The following is a 24,415-nucleotide window of genomic DNA, read 5'->3' as shown; positions in this document are numbered from 1 at the left end:
CTTAATTTGGTTAAAAAGATAATAATTCCTAAAGATAACAATATAATAAAACTTCCAATAGAGGATGCCATGCCGGATAATTATCTTCCTTATGCTGTTGAGGTGGCAAAAGACAGGGCACTTCCGGATGTAAGAGACGGCCTAAAACCTGTACATAGGAGGATAATATATGGTGCATATATGCTCAAGGCTTTTCCAGATAGGCCATATTATAAATCTGCAAGGATAGTTGGTGATATTTTAGGTAAGTATCATCCACATGGAGATACTTCAGTATATGATGCAATGGTGATACTGGCACAAAATTTTACGACAAGAATGCCGCTTATAGATGGACATGGAAACTGGGGAAGTCAGGATGGTGACAGTGCAGCCGCTATGCGTTATACTGAAGCAAGACTTACCCCTATTGCCATGGAAATGGTAAAATACATAGAAGATGATGTAGTAAATATGGTGGACAACTATTCTGGATCAGAAAAAGAGCCTGAAGTTCTTCCTGTAAGATATCCAAATTTACTTGTAAATGGAACATTTGGAATAGCAGTAGGACTTGCAACCAACATACCACCACATAATTTAAGAGAAGTTATAGATGCAGCTATTTCATTAATGGATAACCCGGATTTGGATACATCGGGGGTTATGAAATATATCAAGGGGCCGGATCTTCCAACTGGTGGAATAATAATAGGAAAGGGTTCACTTGAGTCAGCGTATTCTACAGGTGAGGGAAAAGTTACACTGAGAGCTAAAACATCTATAGAAAAACTGGAAAATGGAAGACTTGGAATAGTGATAACTGAATTTCCTTACAGAAGAAGCAAGGCAAAATTACTTCAGATTATCTCGGAAATGACAGCGGATAAAAAACATTCAAGAAATCTGGAAGCAATTTCTGATATAAGGGATGAATCCGATAGAACTGGAATTAGAGCTGTAATTGAATTTAGAAAATCTGTAGATTATGATCAGGTAGAGAAAATTTTAAAATATCTTTTCAAGAAAACAGACCTCCAGTGCAGTGTGTCATTTAATATGGTGGCACTGGCCGATGGAAAACCAAGGACACTTTCATTAAAAGATATACTTGAATATTTTATAAAATATCAGAAAGAGATATTGATAAGAAGAACTAAAAAAGAACTTTCTGAATCCAAAAACAGATTCCACATTGTAGAAGGATTTATAAAAGCTATTGGAATAATGGATGATATTATAAAGACCATAAGGAGCTCAAAATCTAAAAAAGATGCAGCCTCAAATCTTATGGATAAATTCGAATTCACGAAAATTCAGGCTGAGGCTATACTTGAATTAATGCTATACAGACTTACCGGACTTGAAATAGTAGAATTTGAAAAAGAGCATAGAAAACTTGAAAAACATATAAACTCACTTGAACTCATACTTAAAAGTGAGAAGGAGCAGTTTAAAGTCATAAAAAGTGAACTTAGAGAAATAAGAGACAAATATGGTGACGATAGAAAAACAGATATTATAGAAGATGACAATGAAGCAAAAATAAATGTGGAGGAGACTATAGTTGAAGAAGATATTATTGTAACTATGTCAAATGAAGGCTTTATAAAAAGAATATCTAAAAAAAGTTACAATCGTTCCACAAAAAATGTAGAAGAAATAGAGTACCGGGAAGGGGACTATAACAGATTTCTTATAAATTCAAATACTAAAAATACACTCATGTTATTTACTGACATGGGAAATATGTATAAGCTGAGAGGTATTGATATCCCCGAATTAAAATGGAGGGAAAAAGGAGAAAAGATTGACAACGTAGTAAAAGGCTTGAATACATCAGAGGAAAAAATAGTATCGTTTATAAATTTGGAAGATGATGATTACAATTCGAATTTTATGATGTTTACAAGTACTGGAGGTATAAAAAAGACATCTATAGAAAAATTCAGTACTAATTATACAAAGCTTATGGCGATTAAATTGAAGAAAGATGAAAAGCTTATAGATGTAAAATTGACTTTAAAAGATAGGAAAGAAGCTTATCTTGATGTTACTACTAAAATTGGACTGAAATTTACAATACCTGAACCTGAGATTGATCTTGAAGACAGAAACATAGTCAGTACAAATATGTTTAGCATGCCGGAGGTTGATGAAGTTATAGGTATACGCTTTGGAGAAAGTGGAATACAAAAAAGATTCTATGTTTCTATAGACAAAAATGGAATACTAAAGTCTTCAGAAAAAGCTTGCAGGACTTTTGGAACATATACAAATTCAAATAGTCATATACTCTTGTTTACAAAAAAAGGAGACGTATTTTCAATTCCATCAGTTATGCTTCAAAATTTAGATGGTGGAATAAGCATAACTGATTTATTTGAAATTCCAAAGAAATCAAGTATATTAAGTATAATGTCAATAGAGAATTTTAAAAATGGATATATATATTTCTTTACTCAACAAGGAATGATAAAAAAGACTGAATTAAGTGAGTTCAGCAATATTAAAATTAAACAAACAGCTTATAAATTTAAAGATACAAATGATATTTTAATTGACGTAAAATATTCTGAAAAAGAAAATACAGAAATAATGGTTTTAACTAAAAATGGATTGGAAATTAAATTTTCAAGTAATGATGTAAACCCTACAGGAAAAATTGCAGCTGGTGCTGCTGCCATAAATTTAAAAGATGATGATAAAGTAATTTGTGCATTTATTATTGAAAATGAAGATACTGTCTCATTCTTAGATGTAAAATGTAAAAACGGAAAAAAATTGAAAATAAAATTAAAAGATATAAAAATTCAAAATAGGGGAGGGAAAGGAAAATCTATTATAAATGAGGATTATAACATAGAAAATGTTACATTAAAATAAAATAAATACCCTATTGTGTTTATATAAAATATGTATTATAATATTTTATATAAACGGCAGAGAATGAGAGAGCCATTTTAGTAGAGCTTTAGATAGCTTTATTAAAATTGGCTCTTTTTATGTGAATTTTTTAAGCTTTCTGTAATCGATTGTAATTAAAAAGTAATCACATATACATTAACTGCTAAAAAGATATGCGAGGAGGAAGATATAATGTTAATGACAAAATTAATAGCTGAGTTTGTAGGTACCATGATTTTGATTTATCTTGGAGACGGAGTATGTGCCAACTGTACTCTTACAAAGAGCAAAGGACAGAATAGTGGATGGATTGTAATAACTGCCGGCTGGGCATTTGCAGTTGGTATACCGGCTTACATCTTTGGAGGAGTAAGTGGGGCACATTTTAATCCGGCTCTTACTATTGCCCTTGCAGTAATAGGAAAGTTTCCTGCATCTGAGGTTTTCCCATATATATGTGCTCAAATGCTTGGAGCATTTGCAGGAGCTGTACTTGTTTGGCTTAGTTACTTGCCACATTGGGAACAGACAGAAGATAAGGCAGCCAAGCTTGGTATATTCTGTACAGCACCAGCTATAAGAAATTTACCAGCAAACTTTATAACAGAATTTTTAGGAACAGCTACACTTGTATTTGGAATTCTTGGAATAGGTATTCAGCATACAGCAGCTGGATTTGGAACACTTTTTGTAACTTTTATAATATGGGCATTAGGACTTTCTGCTGGTGGACCTACAGGATATGCTATAAACCCAGCAAGAGACTTGGGACCAAGAATTGCACATGCAGTACTTCCTATTGCAGGTAAAGGTGATTCAGATTGGTCATATGCATTAATTCCAGTTTTAGGACCAATAGCAGGTGGAATAGTAGGAGCTCTTGTATTTACACTAATATTCTAATAGCAAGTTGTTACTATATATTGAATTAATTATAAATATAAAGTATTATAAGTTTAATTAATAGTTAATTATTAAAATAATTGGATTAAAAGAGGTATATATGATTAAACTTAAGGAAACTTTAATAGAAAATCCTGTTATAGCTGCAATAAGAAATGATAATGATTTGGAAAAAGCTATACTCAGCAATGCCAATATAGTGTTTATATTGTATGGAGATATACTCAGCATAAAAGATATATGCAGCAAACTTAAAGAAAATGGAAAACTTGTATTTGTTCATCTTGACTTGGTAGAAGGTCTTAGAGGTGACCAGGCAGCTATACGTTTTATAAAAGATTCAGTAAGAACAGATGGAATAATAAGCACGAAAGCTTCAAATATAAGATACGCAAATCACCTTAATTTATATGCCATACAGAGAATATTTGCAATAGATTCACTTTCCCTTAAAACAGGAATAAGAAGTATTCATGAAACAAATCCTACAGCAGTGGAAGTTATGCCTGGTGTGGCAAATAAGATAATAAGTGTGATAGAGAGAGAAGTAAAAGTTCCAATAATTGCAGGAGGACTTATAACAAAGAAAAAAGATGTTATGGATGCATTATCATCTGGAGCTGTAGCAGTTTCAACTACTGACAGCACATTGTGGAATTTATAATATTAAATTCATTAAACTGGCTTTTTGTACTAAAATTTGAAAACGTTATAAGATTTTGGGAATATGAGAGTATATAGAGGAGGAATAAATATGGCAAAGTATATTATGGCGTTAGATCAAGGAACCACAAGTTCAAGGTGTATATTATTCAATGAGAATGGGCTGCCTGTAAGTACGTCTCAGAAAGAATTCAAACAGATATATCCGGAAAGTGGATGGGTAGAACACGATCCTATGGAAATTTGGGCTACACAATTTGGAGTAGCTACAGAGGCTCTTTTTAAATCAAACATAAAAGCCGAGGACATAGAAGCTATAGGTATAACAAATCAAAGAGAAACAACTATTGTATGGGATAGAAGAACAGGACTCCCAATATATAATGCTATAGTTTGGCAGTGTAGAAGAACAGCAGAATATTGTGATGAGCTCAGGGAAAAAGGCGTTGGAAAAACAATAAAAGAAAAAACTGGTCTTGTACTGGATGCATATTCTTCAGCTACTAAAATAAAGTGGATACTTGATAATGTACCAACTGCGAGAAGAGAAGCTGAGAGAGGAAATTTGATATTTGGAAATGTGGATACATGGCTTATATGGAATCTGACAAAAGGAAAGGTACATGTAACCGATTATACAAATGCTTCAAGGACTATGCTTTTTAATATACATGAATTGAAATGGGACAAGGAACTTCTTGAAATTTTCGACATTCCTGAATCAATGCTTCCAGAAGTAAAACCATCAAGCTGTGTTTATGGAGAGAGTTCAGAGAGTTTGTTTGGTGTAAAAATTCCTATAGCAGGTGATGCTGGTGATCAGCAGGCTGCTTTATTTGGACAAACATGCTTTAAACCTGGTATGGCAAAAAATACTTATGGTACAGGATGCTTTTTACTTATGAATACAGGAGAAAAAGCAGTAGAATCCCAAAACGGACTTATTACAACTATAGCTGTTGGAATAGATGGCAAAGTTGAATATGCACTTGAAGGAAGTATATTTATAGGAGGTGCTTCTATTCAATGGCTAAGAGATGAACTTAGAATGCTTAAGTCTGCTCCTGAATCCGAAAAATATTGTGAAGCAGTAGAAGACACTGGCGGAGTTTATCTGGTACCTGCATTTGTAGGACTTGGTGCTCCTTACTGGGATCAATACGCAAGAGGAACGATGGTAGGAATTACAAGAGGAACTAAAAAAGAGCATTTTATCAGAGCTACAGTAGAATCACTTGCTTATCAGACTTATGATGTGCTTAAAGCTATGGAGGAAGATTCTGGAATAGAACTTAAGGCTCTTAAAGTTGATGGTGGAGCATGTGCAAATAATTTCTTGATGCAATTTCAATCTGATATATTAAATGTTCAAGTAGATAGACCTAAGGTTATAGAAACTACAGCTCTTGGTGCGGCATATCTTGCAGGAATTGCAGTAGGATACTGGAACAGCAGAGAAGATGTAACTAAAAATTGGGCAATATCTAAAAGTTTTACACCTAATTTTGAAGAAGGAAAGAGAGAAAAACTTTTGTCAGGCTGGCATGAGGCGGTAAAAAGGTCCATGGGATGGGCTTCTAATAAATAATATACTTTGTTATGTTTGATATATAAAACTTGCCAATGTTCTTTTACAAGGACATTGGCAGTTTTTTTAATTTGTAAAACACAGTGATAATAATTATAATATTATAAGAGATATATTTGTGAATTAATTATAATGTAGGAAGTGTGATGAATTTATGAAAAAGGCAGTAGTTTTATTAGCAGAAGGTTTTGAAGATATTGAAGCTTTGACTCCTGTAGATATATTAAGACGTGGAAAAGTTGAGTGTACAATTTGTTCTATAGACGATGAATTATATAAAACAAGTTCAAGGAATACTACTATAAAAGCAGATGAATCCATCAAGAATATTGATGTAGATGAATATGATGCTGTAATACTTCCAGGAGGTCTTCCAGGAGCAGCCAATTTAAGAGACAATGAGAACGTGATAAAGCTTGTTAAGGAGTTTAACTCAAAGAACAAGATGGTATCTGCCATATGTGCAGCACCTATAGTACTTAAACAGGCAGGTATTATTGAAGGGAAAGCTGTAACCTCTAATCCTAACTTTAAAAATGAATTTGAAGCTGCAAATTATAAAGAAGATTTCGTAGTAAAAGATGGAAATATAATAACCAGCAGGGGAGCAGGCATGTCAATTTATTTCGCATTTAAGATACTTGAAAGTCTTACAGATGAAGAAACTGTAAAGAAAGTCGAAAAATCTACACTTTTTGATTTAGTCAAAGGATATTATGGTAAATAGATTATGGAATATTGTACTTTAAAAAATGGAATTAAACTTATATATGAGCATAGACCTTCAGATGTAACCTCTTTTTGCATAGGATTTAACGCAGGAGCAGTGGATGAAGGAAATACTTTTCATTTTGGAACTGCACATGCACTTGAACACATGATATCTAAAGGCACCTTGCATAAAACAGAAAATGAAATAAACACTGCCTTCGATGATATATTTGGATTTGAAAATGCCATGACAAATTTCCCTTATACAATATATTATGGCAGCTGTCTCAGGGAAAACTTAAATGCCGCACTTGAACTTTATTCAGATATTCTTCTAAATCCATTATTTCCGGGGAAAGGATTTAAGGAGGAAATGGATATAATATGTGAAGAGCTTAAAGAATGGCAGGGCGATTTGTATCAAAATTGTGAAGACACACTTTTTAGAAATTCTTTTAAAAATAGAAGGATAAAAGAGATTATAATAGGCTCTGAGAAAAGTATAAGATCCATAACTCTGGATGAAATAAAAAAATTCTATAAAGCTTTTTATAGGCCAGATAATTGTGTGATTAGTTTTTCGTCTTCCCTTGACTTTGAGCTTATATGCAATTTGGTGGAAAAGTATTTTTCTGACTGGAAGCAAAATAGCACTGTTTTTAAAAGAGACAGCGAAATTTTTTATGAAAAGAATATTCCAGGGACATATAGAAACAAATTAGCAGGTATAGAAGGAACTAAAATTCAATATATATTTGATATAAGCAGTTTAAAAGAAGAAGAATTTAAAGCATTTCTTTTATTTAATGAAGCTTTTGGTGAAGGTACCAGCAGCTTTTTATTCAATGAAATAAGGACTAAAAATGCAGCTGCCTACGAGATAGGAAGCCATGTAAAAAATGAGCCTGGAATAAAGCTCTTTTCAATAAATATGGGAACTTCTAAAGAAAAAGTAGAGAGGTCAATATATACTATAAATGAACTGATACATAAAATTAAAAATGACAAATCATATTTTAATAATGAAAATATATTAAAAATGAGCAAGAGAATAAAAATCAAGAGAAAACTCAAACTTGAAAGGTCAATTCAACTTTGCAAAGAACTCACAACTTATGAATTGATGTATGGAAACTTTAAAAAGCTTTATGATGAAATAGATGGACTTGAAGATATTTCCGGAGAACTTATATATTTGTTAATAAACAAAATATTAAACAATCCGTCTATACAGATTATTGGTGAATGAGAGGGGTAATTCTTTGGATAAAAGATGGATGCTTAGAAGATGCAAAGTAAATACAAAAGAGCTTTCAAGAAGAACGGGTATAAGTGAACTTTTATTATCCATACTTTCAAATAGAGGAATAACTGCAGAAAAAGAAATAAATGACTTTATGAATCCAAATTTAAACAAATTACATGATCCTATTTTGATGAAAGACATGGATGTTGGCACTGATATAATATACAGGGCAATAAAAAAAAATGACAGGATTGTGATTTATGGAGATTATGATGCTGACGGAATAACAAGTACTTTTATACTTTATAGCGCACTTTCAAGGTGCGGGGCGGATGTGAAATATCATATACCAGATAGAGTAAAAGAAGGATATGGTATAAACATAAACAGTATAGAAAAATTGAATTCTGAAGGATATAATACTATTGTAACCTGTGATAATGGCATATCTGCTGTTGATGAAATTAAAAGGGTAAAGGAACTTGGAATGACAGTAGTTGTGACGGATCACCATGATATACCGTTTTTATCTAAAGATGAAAATGACAGGACTTTTATTCTGCCATCTGCAGATGCTATAATAAATCCAAAGCAGAAAGAATGCAAATATCCATTTAAAATGCTTTGTGGTGCTGGAGTTGCGTTTAAATTTGCACAGGTACTTTACAGAAAGATGGGTATAGATGAAACAGAAGCTTATAAATTTATTGAATATGCAGCTATTGGAACCATATGCGATATAGTGGATTTGGTTGGTGAAAACAGGATTATTACAAAAATTGGAATAGAGCTTTTAAATAAAAGCAAAAATCCGGGTATAAGAGCCCTTATAGAAGAAAATTCTCTTAAAATGGGCAATATAACAGCATATCATATTGGATTTGTTATAGGACCTTGTATAAATGCAGCAGGAAGGCTTGAAAGTGCCGTACTTGCTTTAAAACTTTTCATGGCACAGGATGCTGAAACAGCAGCAGCTCTTGCAAAAAAGCTGAGAAATTTGAATATTGAAAGGCAGGATATGACATCTCAAAGCCTGGAAAAAATAATAGATAAAATTGAAAAATCCCAATTGAAAAAGGACAAGGTACTTGTAGTTTATGAAGAAGATGTGCATGAAAGTATTGCAGGCATAGTAGCTGGCAGGCTTAAAGAAAGATATAATCTGCCTTCTATAGTTTTGACCGGAGGCGAAACTATGGCAAAGGGCTCTGGAAGGTCTATAGAAGAGTACAATATGTATGAAGAACTTACAAAGTGCGGCAGCCTTATGGAAAATTTTGGAGGACATAAGATGGCAGCAGGAATGTCTATTAGAGAAGAAAATATAGAAAAATTGAGAAAGCAATTGAATACCAATTGTAATTTGAGCGAGAATGATTTAATTCCAAAAATAAGAATAGATAGAAGGCTTCCACTAGAAAGTATAAATTTTAAAATTATAAATGACATAAAATCTTTGGAACCATTTGGCAAAGGCAATTCTACACCAATTTTTGCAGAAAAGAATATAGAAGTTTTCAGAATATATTTTATGGGAAAAGATAAAAATATTTTAAAATTATTTTGCAGATTGAGAGGCAGTATGGAAAAGATGGATGCCATAAGTTTTGATGGCGGGGAAAAATTCAAACAAATAATCAACAAAAATTATGGAAGCAATGAATTAAATAAAATTTTAACAAACAATTTCAGACACATATTCATGGATTTTATATTTTCACCCTCGATTAATAACTATAATGGAAATACTTCGATCCAATTAATAATAAAGGATTTTAGATTATCTAAATAAATGGGAGGAAGCTAATTTTGAAAAAAATAATATTGACAGGTGGAGGCTCTGCAGGCCATGTAACTCCAAATCTTGCACTTGTACCTAAACTTAGAAAATTGGGCTATGAAATAGAATATATAGGAACTAAAAACGGAATTGAAAGAAAGATAATAGAATCTGAAAATATAAAATATAATATAATATCAAGTGGAAAATTGAGAAGATATTTTGACGTAAAAAATTTCACAGATCCATTTAAGGTACTAAAAGGAGTTATACAGGCTTTTTTTATAATGAAAAAGGAGAAACCCAATATAGTATTTTCAAAAGGAGGGTTTGTATCAGTGCCTGTTGTAATTGCAGCATATTTAAGCAGAATACCTGTAATTGCCCATGAGTCAGACATTACACCTGGCCTTGCAAATAGAATATCTGCGTCCTACTGCAATAAAATTTGTGTTACTTTTCCTGAATCATTAAACAAGATAAAAGACAAAAAAGGAGTTTTAACAGGTACACCTATTAGAGAAGAAATTTTAAATGGAAGTAAAATAATAGGCAGAAGAATATGCGATTTTAGGGATAACAAACCTGTTCTGCTCATAATAGGTGGGAGCCTTGGATCTAAGTTTATAAACGATATGGTAAGAAATTCTTTGGATAAACTTCTTCAAAAATACAATGTGGTACATATATGTGGAAAAGGAAATTTAGACAGCGCACTGCTTAAAAAAACTGGATATATACAATTTGAATATATAAATGAGGAAATGCCTCATATAATGAATTTCGCTGATATTGTAATATCAAGAGCGGGTGCAAATGCTATATTTGAACTGCTGGCTTTAAAAAAGCCAAATATTCTTATCCCATTGTCTAAAAAATCAAGTCGTGGAGACCAGATATTGAATGCGGCTTCTTTTGAAAAGAGTGGATATAGCATGGTTTTGCCTGAAGATACACTGAACTTAGATCTGCTTGTTAATAAGGTAGACGAATTATATAATTGTAGAAATGAGTATATAAATAAGATGAATAAAAGCAATATCGACAATGGAGTAGATAAAATTATAAATATAATTAATAAATATAGTATAAAATAAATGAATATAGTGATATAATAGTTATATAAATAACAAACATTTTATGTTTTTAAGTACTTTGTGAAAAAATTAATATTTTTTAATTATTTTAGAAGGAAAAAGGAAAACGATGTAGAATATACTATAATGTAAGTTGACATTATTATAATGTTGTTTTACAAGTGGTATGAAGACTGTTCTCTTGCAGTCATTACAATTATATAAATAAGTTTATATAATTGGCAAATTCATTCAAAAAAAATGAATACGTTACCTATATAAAGGGTCATTTTGAAATAATTATACATTAATATTAATACAGATCACGAATTAGCCTATAAGCACTTAAAAGTACTTACTGCATAAATTGTATACAAACAAAAATTTTTATTAATACAGGTAAATTTATAATTTACATATTCTTATTTTTGTTGTAATATAAAAGTGTAATATTAATTGAAATTTTGATTAATAGGTTTTTATACGCTTTTATTATTGAACTAGGTTGTTGAACAATAATATAATGACCTTAAAAAATAAAGGAGGAAATTTTATATGTCAAGATCTAAACAATCAATGGATGGTAATACAGCTGCTGCACACGTAGCTTATGCTTTTACTGAAGTAGCTGGTATCTATCCTATCACACCATCAAGTCCAATGGCTGATGTTATTGACCAATGGTCTGCTGCAGGACGTGAAAATATTTTTGGTAATCAGGTTAAAGTTGTAGAAATGGAGTCTGAAGCAGGTGCTGCAGGAACTGTTCATGGTTCTCTTGCTGCTGGAGCTATTACAACAACATTTACAGCATCACAGGGTCTTCTTTTGATGATTCCTAATATGTATAAAATTGCTGCTGAACAGCTTCCTTGCGTATTTGATGTATCAGCACGTACTGTTGCTACTCAGTCACTTAATATATTTGGTGACCATAGTGATGTATATGCTTGTCGTCAGACAGGTTTCGCAATGCTCGCTGAAACAAACCCACAGGAAGTAATGGATTTAAGCCCAGTTGCACATCTTGCTGCAATCGAAGGTAAAGTTCCATTCATCAACTTCTTTGATGGATTCCGTACATCTCATGAAATTCAAAAAATAGAAAAATGGGATTATGAAGATCTTAAAGAAATGTGCAACATGGATGCTGTTAAAGCTTTCCGTGAACATGCATTAAACCCAGAACACCCAGCTATGCGTGGTTCTCACGAAAATGGAGATGTATTCTTCCAACACCGTGAAGCAAGCAACACAACTTATAATAATTTACCAGCTGTTGTTGAAAAATACATGGCTAAAGTAAATGAAAAACTTGGTACAGACTATGATTTATTCAACTACTATGGAGCTCCTGATGCTGACCGTGTCATCATCGCTATGGGATCTATATGTGATGTAGCTGAAGAAGTTATCGATTACTTGACAGCTAAGGGAGAAAAAGTTGGAATCATTAAAGTTCGTCTATATCGTCCATGGGTATCTAACGGACTTCTTAAAGTTTTACCTAAGACAGCTAAGAAAGTTGCAGTTCTTGACCGTACAAAAGAGCCAGGAGCATTAGGAGATCCATTATATCTTGATGTAGCTACAACTCTTCGTGAAGCAGGACTTAATGACGTAGTATTAACAGGCGGACGTTATGGACTTGGTTCTAAGGATACTCCACCTTCATGCGTATTTGCTGTATATACTGAATTGAAGAAAGATGCTCCAAAAGCTCGTTTCACAATCGGTATAGTTGATGATGTTACAAACTTAAGCTTACCAGAAGTTAAACCAGCTCCTATTACATCTGCACCTGGAACTGTAGAATGTAAATTCTGGGGTCTTGGCGGTGATGGTACAGTAGGTGCTAACAAGAACTCAACAAAGATATTAGGTGATCATACAGATAAATATATACAAGCATATTTCCAGTATGATTCTAAGAAAACTGGTGGTGTAACAATATCGCATCTTAGATTTGGTGACAAGCCAATCAGAAGCCCATATTACATAAACCAGGCTGACTTTGTTGCATGTCATAACCCATCATATGTTGTTAAAGGATATAAGATGGTTCAGGATGTTAAACCAGGCGGAACATTCATGATCAACTGCCAGTGGTCAGATGAAGAACTTGATTCTAAGTTAACTGCTGATGCTAAGAAATACATAGCAGATAACAACATCCAGTTATATACAATCAATGCTATTGATAAAGCAATTGAAATTGGTATGGGTAAACGTACTAATACAATTCTTCAATCTGCATTCTTCAAATTAGCAAATGTTATGCCAATTGATGATGCTATTAAATTTATGAAAGCTGCTGCTAAGAAATCATATAGCAAAAAGGGCGATGCGGTTGTAGAAATGAACTACAAAGCAATTGATGCCGGTGTAGATGCTGTTCATAAAATAGATGTTCCAGCTTCCTGGAAGAATCCAGCACCAGATGCTAAAGCTCCAGAACTTACAGGACGTCCAGAAACAGTTAAGATGGTTAAAAATCTTATGAATCCTATTGGACTTATGGATGGAGACAGTCTTCCTGTATCTGCATTTGAAGAAAATCCAGATGGACAGTTCGAAATTGGTGCTGCTGCATATGAAAAACGTGGTACTGCTGTAACTGTTCCAGAATGGGATGCAGATAAATGTATTCAATGTAATAACTGTGCATTTGTATGTTCTCATGCAACAATTCGTCCATTCATGCTGAGTGCAGATGAAGTAAAAGCAGCTCCTTCAAATACAAAGGTTGCTGATACTAAGCCAAAGGCTAGTGAATACAAATATACAATGAGTGTATCTCCTCTTGATTGTATGGGATGCGGAGAATGTATTACTGTTTGTCCTACAAAGGCTATCAAGATGGTACCTCAGGAATCACAGGCAGACCAGCAGCCAGTATTCGATTACTTAGTTGCTAATGTAGGTAAAAAACCTGGAATGCCAGCTGATACTACAGTTAAGGGTTCACAGTTTAATCAACCACTTCTTGAGTTCTCAGGAAGCTGCGCAGGATGTGCTGAAACATCTTATGCTCGTTTGATTACACAATTATTTGGTGAACATATGTACATTTCAAATGCTACAGGATGTTCTTCTATCTGGGGTGGTCCTGCTGCAACAAGTCCATTTACAGTTAATAAAGATTCAAAGATGGGTCCAGCATGGTCTAACTCATTATTTGAAGATAATGCAGAACATGGATTTGGTATGTATCTTGGACAGAAGACACTTCGTGACCAAGCTATAGCTAAGGTTGAGAAGATTGCTGCTTCTGATAAAGCATCTGCTGAAGTAAAAGCTGCTGCTAAGAAGTTTATAGAAACAAAAGATAGTACAACAGAAAATACAGCTGCTGCTGATGCATTAATAGCTCAGCTTGAAAAATCTGCTGCTGCAGGCTGCGATCTTTCTAAAGATGTACTTGATAAGAAACAGTACCTTGCTAAGAAGTCAGTATGGATTCTTGGTGGAGACGGATGGGCATACGATATCGGATTCGGTGGACTTGACCATGTACTAGCTTCTGGAGAAAACGTAAATGTTATGGTATTCGATACAGAAATGTACTCAAATACAGGTGGACAGGCTTCAAAGGCTTCTAACATCGGTGAAGTTTGTCAGTTCGCTGCTGCTGGTAAAGAAGTTGGTAAGAAGAGTCTTGCTGAAATAGCTATGAGCTATGGATACGTATATGTAGGACAAATTGCTCTTGGTGCTAACCCAGCTCAGGCTGTTAAGGTTATTGCTGAAGCAGAAGCTTACAACGGACCATCACTTATCATTGGATATGCACCTTGTGAACTTCACGGAGTTAAAGGCGGCATGAACCACTGCCAGGATGAGATGAAGAAAGCTGTAAAAGCTGGATACTGGAATCTATTCTCCTTTAATCCTGCTCTTAAAGCTGAAGGAAAGAATCCATTCACTCTTACATCTAAACCAGGTGATGGAACTTATCAGGACTTCTTGAATAATGAAACACGTTATACTCGTTTGAAACGTGCATTCCCTGATCGTGCAGAGAAATTATTCGATGAATCCGAAAAGTCTGCAAAAGACCGTTATGAACATTTATTAAGATTAGTAGAACTTTATAAATAATAAGAAAGAGGAGTCAATTGTGACTCCTCTTTTTTTATAAAAATTAATTAAATACAAAAAAACACTTTTATTATTTTGTGATTGAGGGTAAAATTATAACATAACACAAAAAAGGAGGTGTAAATATCTAACAAATTCTATTTATAAAATTGAATTTGGAGGATATAGTTAATTATGGATAAAGAACAGTACAAGGATTATAATTTAGATAAACCGGTAGAAGAATGCGGGTGCGGCCATGACGAGCACGGAGATGACTGTGGATGCGGATGTGGATGTGGTGATCATGAACCACTAATGGTTGATATAGAAGATGAAGAAGGGAAAACAGTTTCTTGTGAAGTTGTAGATGGATTTAAATTTGAAGAAAATGAATATGCTGTGGTTGAAAATCCTGAAAATGAAAGTGTATATTTATTTAAAGTAGTTGGAGAGGGAGATGTAGGTGAACTTGTAATTCCTGATGATGATGAATTTGAAAGAGTTTCTGCCTATTATGACAGCCTTCAGGAAGATTAATTAGTGACTGCTGCATAGTGCAGCAGCCCCTTATTTCCAGTTCAAAACTTTAATTCCCATACTGTCTTTTTTTCTGAAATTTATAAGATATGGATTTCCTACAAGATTAAATAATGGAAGATCCGAAAGAGAATCGGAAAACATATATGAATTATCAAAATCAACATCTATATTTTTGCTTTTCAAATAATTTTTTAGCCTGATGACTTTTTCATGTCCTTTACAATTTTCACCTACAATTTTACTTGAATATTTTCCTTTTTCCACTGAAAAAATAGTACCTATGATTTTGTCAACTTCATTTATATTGTATAGTTCTTTCAAATAAAATTCTGCTGAAGCTGATATTAGATATATTTTAAAGCCATTATTTTTTAATTTTTTAATTTCATTTACAGCATCTCTATAAAATATTTTACTCAATCTTGTATCGTAAAATTCTTTTGCCAGAGAATCCATTTCAGACTGACTTATTCCATTTATGAAAGAAATAAATATTTCCTTTGTTTTTTTTGCATTAAAAATTCCACTTAAAAATAAAATTGAAGCAAATAGCGCTTTTGGTGCGTGTAATATCAATTTTGGGTGTTTTCCAATCATGAATATATAAAATTCCAGCAAAGTTTCTCTTTTTGTCAAAGTAAAATCCACATCAAATATTGCAAGTTTTTCCAAGTAAATCACTCCTAATTTAGTCTACATGTATTATTTTACTGAATAACTAAAAAAATAAATATTTTAATATAATATGTAATTAAATATGAATAATGTAGAAATTACATATGCGATAATGATAAAATATAAATATAGTATAACATTAAATTTAACATATATAGTAATCTAATGATAAAATAATATTGAGGTGACTTGAATTGGATAAATGCACTAATGAGTTTTTTATGTTAAATGATGATATAAAACATTCACACGAATTTAATGATAAAGAAATAAAAACAGGAAGATCACTGTATGAAGTAATACGTATAATAGATGCTAAACCGCTGTTTTTGGAAAAGCATATGGCTAGAATGAAAAATTCTGCTAAGGTTGCTAATTTAAAACTTTGGCTTAGCATTGAAAAAGTAAAAAAGAACATATTAAAACTCATAGAAGTAAATAACATCAATATAGGAAATATAAAAATTGTATTTAATTTCAACGATGAAAATAATTTTTTCGCATATTTTATTGAACATCATTATCCAGATACAGAAGATTATAAAAATGGAGTTGACACTATTTTATATTCTGCAGAAAGAGAAAATCCAAATGCAAAAATTATAAATGTGGACTTTAGAAAACTCGTAGATATTCGAATAAAAAAGAAGAATGTATATGAAGCTATATTAGTGGATAAAAAAGGTTATATAACTGAAGGAAGCAGATCAAACGTTTTCTTTGTAAAAGGTGACAGATTGATTACTGCACCATTGGAGCAAGTCTTGCCAGGGACTACAAGGCAGGTTATACTTGAAATATGTGGGGAAATGAACATTAATGTAATAGAAAAGAAAATTAATCATAATGATATAGATGAATTTGATGCACTTTTTATATGTGGAACGTCCCCTAAAGTATTACCCGTAAAACTTGTGGACAATTTTCAGTTTAGATCTTCACAAAATAAAATTGTGAATGAAATAATGAAAAATTATGACATAAAGGTAGAAAATAATATAAAGAATCTTATCCTTTAGTATAGTTGTATTCTGCAATTAAAATATTTTAAGTGGAGGATAAATTATGAAAAAATTATTCAGGGGGAATTCATTAGAAGATTGTCTTGAAAGTGCATTTAAAGAGTTAAATATAGAAAAAGATAAATTAAAGTACAGAGTAGTGGAACGTAAAAATTATATTATTAGAAAAAGGGTAGTTATAGAAGTCGAAGTAGAAGATAAAGATGACGTTAGAGAAACTAAAACTGAAGAAAAAAATATATGTGAGAAAAATGGTACTTTAAAAATAATTGATGGCAAAATAATTGTAAAAGATCCTGAAGAAGGTGGAAATCCGGCAACTATAGTAAAACCTAGGGATATGACAGTTGTAGTAGATGGAAATGATGTGCAGAACGATGTAAAAGTATTTAAAGATAGCAAAATAGAAGTGCATCTTCCTGAAAATGAAGCTAGAAGAGAGTTAAACATATATATGTCTGATGACAGGATGGAGGTCTATGCCGGGGTAGTTTACATTCCTAAGATTATATATGAACTTAAAGATACAGAAGAGAGCAATAAGGTAATGCTGGAAACCTGTGAAAAAGAAAAAATTGATCCGCCAAAATATACAGAAAGTGAATTAAAGCAGGAACTTTCGAAGAACAAGATAGTTTATGGACTAATACAGGAAAATTTAGAAAAAGTTATAGAAGGTCATACTGACCAAAAAGTATTAATAGCAAAAGGCAAGAATGTAATAGATGGAAAAGATGATGTTATAGAAATTAAATTTAAAACATCCTCCAACTTAAAAGAAGATAAGGTTGGCAACATAGATTTCAAAAGTATTGGCTTTGTAAATTCTGTAAAGAAAAATGATGTGTTGGCTGTACGCCATAAAGGGAAAGATGGAGAAAACGGCTGTGATGTTACAGGTAAAGTATTGAATTGCAAGAAGGGAAAAGAAATCAATATGAAATCTGGGACAGGATGCGTACTTAAGGATGAAAGCATTATAGCTTTAATTGCTGGAAAGCCTTCATATAAAGGAAATACATTTTATGTACAGCAAGTTCATGAATTGAACAATGATGTGGATTTGAGTACAGGAAATGTATGCTTTATGGGAAATGTAGCAATACATGGCAGTGTAAAAGAAAATATGAAAATAGAATGTGGAAACAACCTTATAGTAGACAAGGACGTTGAGAGATCAATTTTGATTGCAAGAGGAGACATACTTGTAAAGGGAAGCATAGTAGGTTCAAAAATATGCGGCGGCGGTGAAGATGTAAAAAAAATAAAATCATTAGAGCATCTAGAAAAATTCAATGAGAATATTAATAATTTGATGAGTGCAGTTAATGAAATAAAAACATATAATTTACTTGGACAGAATAAAAGAGATGGAGAAATAATAAAAGTACTTTTAGAAAATAAATTCAAGAATATAATTAAATTATGTATAGATATAATTTCAGATTTAAGTGTTCAGTATAGTGATTATAAAAAACAGGATACTCTGGTTAAACTTATAAGGTCAAAACTCATGGGGATGGCACCTATAAGCATTAAAGATTATTCTGAACTGGGTGAGATAGTAAAATGTGCCGATTTAAAGATAGGCATATTGAAGAATGCTTTGAAATTACCTGTAAAAGTTGTCATTTCATATTGTCAGGATTCAACTATAGAAAGTTCAGGCGATGTAATAGTGACAAGCAAGGGAGAATATATTTCAAACATTACTGCAAATAAATCTATTCAATTTATTCAAGACAGATCTGTAGCCAGAGGAGGATGTCTCAAGGCTTTAAATGAAATAAAATGCAAAACTGTAGGAAGTGTAGCAGGAGTTACAACAAAACTTGAATTGGCAGGCAGTGGAGATATATGGGCAGATATAGCTTATCACAATACTATATTTAAAATAGGACCAAAACAAATAGTACTTGATTTACCATGTAAAAATGTGCATGCATATATAAAAGATGGTAATATAGTAGTAGATAAGTTAATGTTATAATAAATAGAATAATGTATATTTATAGACTAGGTTAGGAGGATGAAAATGAGCGAAAAAGAATTAAAAGTATTGGTATTTAGTATAAATGAAGAATATTATGCTACAGATATTATGGAAATAGAAAGAATATTAGGTTATGAAGAAACTACAAAAATTCCAGATTCACCGGATTTTGTAGAAGGTGTCATTAATTATGCAGGAAATATACTTCCAGTTATATCCTTAACAAAAAAATTTAAAATAGAGGATAGTGCAAACAAAGAGGATTCTAAGATTATTGTAACAAAACAGGATGAAAATAAAATAGGAATTATAGTTGATGTGGTATCAGAAGTAAGAGCTGTGGATGAATCCAAAATTGAAGCACCACCGGACATTGTATCTGGAATATCTAAGAGATATATAAAAGGTTTAATAAAAATAGAGGATAAAATTATAATACTTTTAAATCTTTCTAAAATATTAACTGAGGAAGAAAAGCAGCTTATATAATTTAATTGAAAGGTGCAATATTATGGATAAAAAGGATATAAAGGTTGGAATTGCAGATATGAATACTGCCGCTTCTCCTGATGTAATTATGACGATTGGACTTGGATCATGTATTGGTATAGTTATGTATGACAGAATCAAATGTATAGGAGGGCTTGCACATATAATGCTTCCTGACAGCACACAATTTAAAAATGTCAAGAATCCTATGAAGTTTGCAGACTTAGCAATACCTATGCTTATAGAAAAATTAGAAAAATTAGGTGTAAACAAGAGAAACTTGAAATCTAAAATAGCTGGTGGAGCCTCAATGTTTAATTTTTCAGATAAGAGCATGATAATGGATGTGGGAAACAGAAATGGAAAATCGGTAAAGGAAATTTTAAATAAATATTCCATTCCAATATTGGCAGAAGATTTAGGTGGAAATAAAGGCAGAACAATGATATTCGATACTTATGATGGATCGGTAAAAATAAAGACAGTTGGAATGGGCATTAAAGAATTGTAAATGGCATTAAAATTATTGGAGTGAGTGAGTTGAAAAAAATAAAAATTTTAGTAGTAGATGATTCAGCACTTATGAGAAAATTTATTTCTGATATGATAAATGAAGAAAAAGACATGGAAGTTATTGGAACAGCCAGAAATGGTGAAGATTTACTTGAAAAACTGCAGGCTTTCCAATCAGGTCATAATACTCCAGATGTAATAACCTTGGATATAGAAATGCCTAAAATAGATGGATTAAAAGCTTTAAAACAAATGAAGGAAAAAAATATAAATATACCTACTATAGTTTTAAGCAGTATTTCAAAACAGGGAACAGAGCTTACTATGGAATGCCTTCACTCAGGTGCTTTTGACTTTGTATCAAAACCATCTGGAAGTATTTCTATTGACATAAATAAAATAAAAGAAAAGTTGATTGAAAGAATAAAAATGGCATATAAAACATCTAATATAAAAAAAACTTGTGTAAATAGTACAACTTTTGTTTCTGAAAATTTACATATGCATAATAGAGAAAAAAGACGAAATATAGGAGCTATAGTAATTGGAGCTTCTACAGGCGGTCCAAAAGCACTTTATTCTGTTTTAACCAAACTGCCTGATAATTTTAATATACCTACTTTTGTAGTGCAGCATATGCCAGAAGGTTTTACAAAAGCTTTTGCAGAGAGGCTGAATAATAATTCATATCAGAAAGTGGTAGAAGCTGAGGATAATATGCTTATATATCCAAATACGATATATATTGCACCGGGTGGACTTCATATGGAGTTAGGAAATGATAAAAAGATACATTTGAATAAAGAACCACCAATTTGGGGTGTAAGACCTGCTGTTGACAAACTTTTTTTATCGGCTTCTAAAGTTTACGGAAAAAATATTGTAAGTGTAATTCTAACCGGTATGGGAAAGGATGGGGCAGAAGGTACTGCAAAAATAAAGGACAATGGAGGAATTACTATATCTGAAGATGAATCAACATGTACCATTTATGGTATGCCAAAGGCAGCATACGCTACTGGAAAAGTGGATATGGTATTGAAATTAGATAACATAGCAGATGAATTAATAAAATTAGTATCACTTAACAGGGGGTAGACTTATGGATATGGAGTATTTTGAAAAATGGGTACTAAAAGAATTTAATATAAATTTATCAGCATATAAGCCAAACCAACTGCACAGAAGGATAAACAGTTTGATGTCGAGAGTTGGAGTAGGCAGCATAGATGAGTATATAGATCTTTTAAAAAAAGATGCTTCGCAAAGGCAGAAGTTTTTGGACTTTATAACTATAAATGTATCTGAATTTTTTAGAAATCCCGAAATATTTGAAGAAATTAAGGTGAAATTAAGCAGTGACCTCTTGAAAAGTGGCAATTCGCTTAAGATATGGAGTGCGGCTTGTTCAATTGGGGCAGAACCTTATTCAGTTGCAATTTATTTAAATGAGTTGTCTCCATCTGGGAATCATAAAATAATTGCTACAGATATAGATAATACTATAATTGAGAGAGCAAAGAATGGCGAATATGTAGATTCAGAAGTAAAAAATGTTAAAAATGAATATTTAGATAAATATTTTACTAAAAAAGACGATAAATATATCATAAGTAGTAAAATAAAAAGATGGGTTACTTTTAAAAAACATGATCTCATATTAGATAATTATGAAAGTAACTTTGATCTTATAATATGTAGAAATGTAGTGATATATTTTAACCAGGATATAAAAGATAAAATCTATAAAAAATTTAGTGAGTCTTTAAAAACTGGAGGATTATTATTTGTTGGAGCTACTGAAAGCATATATAATTATAGAGAGTATGGTTTTGAAAAAGCCTCTACATTTATATATAGAAAGTTATAAGGAGGGAGTAAAATGGATACATCTCAGTATATGTCTATGTTTTTAGAAGAAGGAATGGATAATTTACAAACTTTAAATGATTCTTTACTTCAACTTGAACAGGAACCTGATAACATAGATAAAGTAAATGAAATTTTTAGAGTTGCACATACTATAAAGGGAATGTCTGCTACTATGGGATTTAATGATATGGCAGAACTTACTCACAAAATGGAAGATGTATTGACAGAATTTAGAAATGGAGATCTTAAAGTAACTCAAAATGTAGTTACAGTTTTGTTTAAATGTCTTGACACACTGGAGAAGATGTTAAAGAATATAGAGGATGAGGTAGACGATCAAGTTCCAATTCAAGAAATTATGGACGAGCTTGAAAATATAGCAAACAAGGGAGAAAAGGGAGCAGAAGAGGATTTAGGAAAAAAAGAAGAAACTAAAGAAAAAACTGGTGATAAGAAAAGTTCCGAAGCCAGTGATGATGAAAAAGCATCAGATTATGTAGTTGAATTGAATGAATATGACATAAATGTAATTAAACAGGCAAAGGATAAGGATTATAATGCTTATCAGATAAAAATAACTTTAAGCGAAACAACACTTTTAAAATCTGCAAGAGCATTTTTAATATTCAAAAGTCTTGAAGAAGTAGGAGAAATAATTAAGTCAGTTCCAAGTGCAGAAGATCTGGAAAATGAAAATTTTGAATTTGAAATAAATCTTGTAATTTTAACTGAAAAGCAGCTGGATGAAATAAAGGATATAATATTAGGTATATCTGAAGTGGCAAATGTTATTGTGGAAAATGTAGATATTGAAACAGAAAAGAAAAACAAAATAGAAGAACAAAGCAAAAAGGCTGATGAAATAAAAGCTAAAGTCAATGATAAGGTTGCTGATAAATCAGATAATAAATCCCAGAATATAAAACCAAAGCCTGCAGACACTAAAGGCAAAAAACCAAAGCCACACAAAAAGATACATCAGTCTGTAAGGGTTGATCTTGAAAGACTGGACAAGTTTATGAACATGGTTTCTGAACTTGTAATACACAGGACAAGATTGGAACAGATAAGCAGTAATTATAAATCTCCAGAATTAAATGAAACACTGGAACAGGTAGCAAGAACTACATCGGATCTTCAGGATCTGGTTATGAAAATAAGGATGCTTCCTCTTGACACAGTATTCAATAGATTTCCAAGGCTTATACGAGACTTGTCTGTAGAACTTAACAAAGATATGGAACTTATTATTCAAGGAGCAGATACAGAGCTCGACAGGACGGTAATAGATGAAATTGGAGATCCACTACTCCATCTTATAAGAAATGCAGCAGATCATGGTATTGAGTCGAAAGAAGAGAGAATTAAAGCAGGCAAGGACCCTGTAGGAAAAGTAAAGCTCATTGCATATCAGGAAGGAACTAAGGCAGTAATAAAAGTAGAAGACGATGGAGCAGGAATAAATGTAGAAAAAGTTAGAGAAAAAGCTGAGAGTATTGGAATAAATACTGAAAATATGTCTGAAAGTGATATTAAAAATTTAATATTCCTAGAAGGATTCAGCACTAATAAAAAGGTAACTGATATATCAGGAAGAGGAGTTGGTATGGATGTTGTAAAAAACAAAATATCTTCCTTGAATGGTACAGTAGATCTTATAAGTGAAGAAGGGAAAGGATCATCATTTATAATAAGGCTTCCACTTACCCTTCAAATAATTCAGGCCCTTCTGGTAAAAGTAGGAAATGAAACAATGGCAATATCTCTTGGCTACATAGACAGAGTTATAGATTATAGTGATGACTTGATAAAGATGTCAAACAACAAAGAAATTATAATCTATAATGGCAATGTAATACCATTTATAAGGCTGTATGATAAATTAGGACTTGAAAAATCAGATGAAGCTAAAAATTATATAGTTATAGTTAAAGTAGGAGAAAAAACTGTAGGGCTTATGGTAGATTCATTACTTGGACAAAAGGAAATTGTTATAAAGCCTCTTGGAAAAACTCTTAATGGAATGAAGGAATATATAGGTGCTACAATACTTGGAGACGGGTTTGTAACATTGATATTAGATGTTGCATCTCTTGTTTAAGGAGGATAGAAAATGGATTATAACAGTCTTACTTCAATACAAATCGATGCACTGAAAGAAGTTGCCAATATAGGTACAGGAAATGCTGCAACAGCATTATCACAACTTTTAAATAAAAAAGTAGATATGAATGTTCCTTTTATAAACATAGTACCTCTTGAGAAAATATTTAATAGGAGTAAGCTCGGAAACTAATTTCAAGCTGGCTCAAAAATATTGGTTATGTTATTTTTGTGCAGATAACTCTTAGAGGAAGACATTATTCCTAAAA

At 32.1% G+C, this 24,415-nt stretch carries 18 protein-coding genes and 1 pseudogene; 18 read left to right on the top strand and 1 reads right to left on the bottom strand.

From position 1 onward, the window contains the following. Window positions 1-6 precede the first annotated feature (6 nt). The 10 genes from J2Z42_RS09470 (at window position 7) to J2Z42_RS09425 (ending at window position 15,476) form a co-directional block, all read left to right on the top strand. On the top strand, window positions 7-2,865 hold the full coding sequence (locus tag J2Z42_RS09470) for a DNA topoisomerase IV subunit A (RefSeq protein WP_209702393.1): 2,859 nt from the start codon (window positions 7-9) through the stop codon (window positions 2,863-2,865). A gap of 219 nt (window positions 2,866-3,084) precedes the next feature. Beyond that, window positions 3,085-3,789 (top strand): MIP/aquaporin family protein, encoded by a 705-nt coding sequence (locus tag J2Z42_RS09465; RefSeq protein ID WP_209702442.1) that lies wholly within the window; start codon window positions 3,085-3,087, stop codon window positions 3,787-3,789. 103 nt (window positions 3,790-3,892) lie between these two features. Further along, window positions 3,893-4,453 carry a glycerol-3-phosphate responsive antiterminator gene (locus J2Z42_RS09460; protein ID WP_439897325.1) on the top strand — a complete coding sequence of 187 codons (561 nt, stop codon included), beginning with the start codon at window positions 3,893-3,895 and terminating at the stop codon, window positions 4,451-4,453. A 90-nt stretch (window positions 4,454-4,543) separates the two neighbouring features. After that, window positions 4,544-6,040: a glycerol kinase GlpK gene (gene glpK / locus J2Z42_RS09455; protein ID WP_209702391.1), complete on the top strand. Its 1,497-nt coding sequence runs from the start codon at window positions 4,544-4,546 to the stop codon at window positions 6,038-6,040. A 154-nt stretch (window positions 6,041-6,194) separates the two neighbouring features. Then, entirely contained in the window at window positions 6,195-6,767 is a 573-nt protein-coding gene (locus J2Z42_RS09450) for a DJ-1 family glyoxalase III (RefSeq protein WP_209702390.1), read from the top strand. Window positions 6,768-6,770: 3 nt separating this feature from the next. Continuing rightward, the gene (locus J2Z42_RS09445) at window positions 6,771-8,000 is read left to right on the top strand and encodes a M16 family metallopeptidase (RefSeq protein ID WP_209702389.1); all 1,230 of its coding nucleotides are present in this window, start codon (window positions 6,771-6,773) and stop codon (window positions 7,998-8,000) included. A 13-nt stretch (window positions 8,001-8,013) separates the two neighbouring features. Continuing rightward, window positions 8,014-9,792, top strand: coding sequence for a single-stranded-DNA-specific exonuclease RecJ (gene recJ, locus J2Z42_RS09440; RefSeq protein WP_209702388.1), 1,779 nt, complete (start codon window positions 8,014-8,016; stop codon window positions 9,790-9,792). Window positions 9,793-9,809: 17 nt separating this feature from the next. Then, complete coding sequence (gene murG, locus J2Z42_RS09435; protein WP_209702387.1) at window positions 9,810-10,877, top strand: undecaprenyldiphospho-muramoylpentapeptide beta-N-acetylglucosaminyltransferase; 1,068 nt, start codon at window positions 9,810-9,812, stop codon at window positions 10,875-10,877. Between the two features lie 534 nt (window positions 10,878-11,411). Continuing rightward, the gene (gene nifJ, locus J2Z42_RS09430; RefSeq protein ID WP_209702386.1) at window positions 11,412-14,957 is read left to right on the top strand and encodes a pyruvate:ferredoxin (flavodoxin) oxidoreductase; all 3,546 of its coding nucleotides are present in this window, start codon (window positions 11,412-11,414) and stop codon (window positions 14,955-14,957) included. 174 nt (window positions 14,958-15,131) lie between these two features. Next, window positions 15,132-15,476: a DUF1292 domain-containing protein gene (locus tag J2Z42_RS09425; protein WP_209702385.1), complete on the top strand. Its 345-nt coding sequence runs from the start codon at window positions 15,132-15,134 to the stop codon at window positions 15,474-15,476. Between the two features lie 30 nt (window positions 15,477-15,506). On the opposite strand, the gene J2Z42_RS09420 is transcribed toward J2Z42_RS09425, so the two are convergent. Then, on the bottom strand, window positions 15,507-16,151 hold the full coding sequence (locus J2Z42_RS09420) for an HAD-IB family hydrolase (RefSeq protein ID WP_209702384.1): 645 nt from the start codon (window positions 16,149-16,151) through the stop codon (window positions 15,507-15,509). 197 nt (window positions 16,152-16,348) lie between these two features. Between J2Z42_RS09420 and J2Z42_RS09415 the strand changes: the two genes are divergently transcribed. The 8 genes and pseudogenes from J2Z42_RS09415 to J2Z42_RS09380 all read left to right on the top strand — a co-directional run. Continuing rightward, window positions 16,349-17,173: an aminotransferase class IV gene (locus J2Z42_RS09415; protein ID WP_245331562.1), complete on the top strand. Its 825-nt coding sequence runs from the start codon at window positions 16,349-16,351 to the stop codon at window positions 17,171-17,173. Between the two features lie 46 nt (window positions 17,174-17,219). Continuing rightward, window positions 17,220-19,166, top strand: a complete 1,947-nt coding sequence (locus J2Z42_RS09410; protein ID WP_209702383.1) for a flagellar assembly protein A — start codon at window positions 17,220-17,222, stop codon at window positions 19,164-19,166. 45 nt (window positions 19,167-19,211) lie between these two features. Next, window positions 19,212-19,658, top strand: coding sequence for a chemotaxis protein CheW (locus J2Z42_RS09405; protein WP_209702382.1), 447 nt, complete (start codon window positions 19,212-19,214; stop codon window positions 19,656-19,658). 22 nt (window positions 19,659-19,680) lie between these two features. Beyond that, window positions 19,681-20,169 carry a chemotaxis protein CheD gene (locus J2Z42_RS09400; protein WP_209702381.1) on the top strand — a complete coding sequence of 163 codons (489 nt, stop codon included), beginning with the start codon at window positions 19,681-19,683 and terminating at the stop codon, window positions 20,167-20,169. A gap of 29 nt (window positions 20,170-20,198) precedes the next feature. Continuing rightward, window positions 20,199-21,269: a protein-glutamate methylesterase/protein-glutamine glutaminase gene (locus tag J2Z42_RS09395; RefSeq protein ID WP_209702380.1), complete on the top strand. Its 1,071-nt coding sequence runs from the start codon at window positions 20,199-20,201 to the stop codon at window positions 21,267-21,269. A 4-nt stretch (window positions 21,270-21,273) separates the two neighbouring features. Next, window positions 21,274-22,041 carry a CheR family methyltransferase gene (locus J2Z42_RS09390; RefSeq protein WP_209702379.1) on the top strand — a complete coding sequence of 256 codons (768 nt, stop codon included), beginning with the start codon at window positions 21,274-21,276 and terminating at the stop codon, window positions 22,039-22,041. 12 nt (window positions 22,042-22,053) lie between these two features. After that, window positions 22,054-24,144 carry a chemotaxis protein CheA gene (locus tag J2Z42_RS09385; RefSeq protein ID WP_209702378.1) on the top strand — a complete coding sequence of 697 codons (2,091 nt, stop codon included), beginning with the start codon at window positions 22,054-22,056 and terminating at the stop codon, window positions 24,142-24,144. Between the two features lie 12 nt (window positions 24,145-24,156). After that, window positions 24,157-24,312 (top strand): annotated as a pseudogene (locus tag J2Z42_RS09380) (chemotaxis protein CheC); the annotation flags it as partial. Window positions 24,313-24,415 lie beyond the last annotated feature (103 nt).

This window comes from Clostridium algifaecis (assembly GCF_017874415.1).
Taxonomy (GTDB): Bacteria; Bacillota; Clostridia; order Clostridiales; family Clostridiaceae; genus Clostridium_B; species Clostridium_B algifaecis.
Note: the sequence above shows the minus strand (reverse complement) of the source record. Positions and strands in the feature narration are given on the sequence as shown.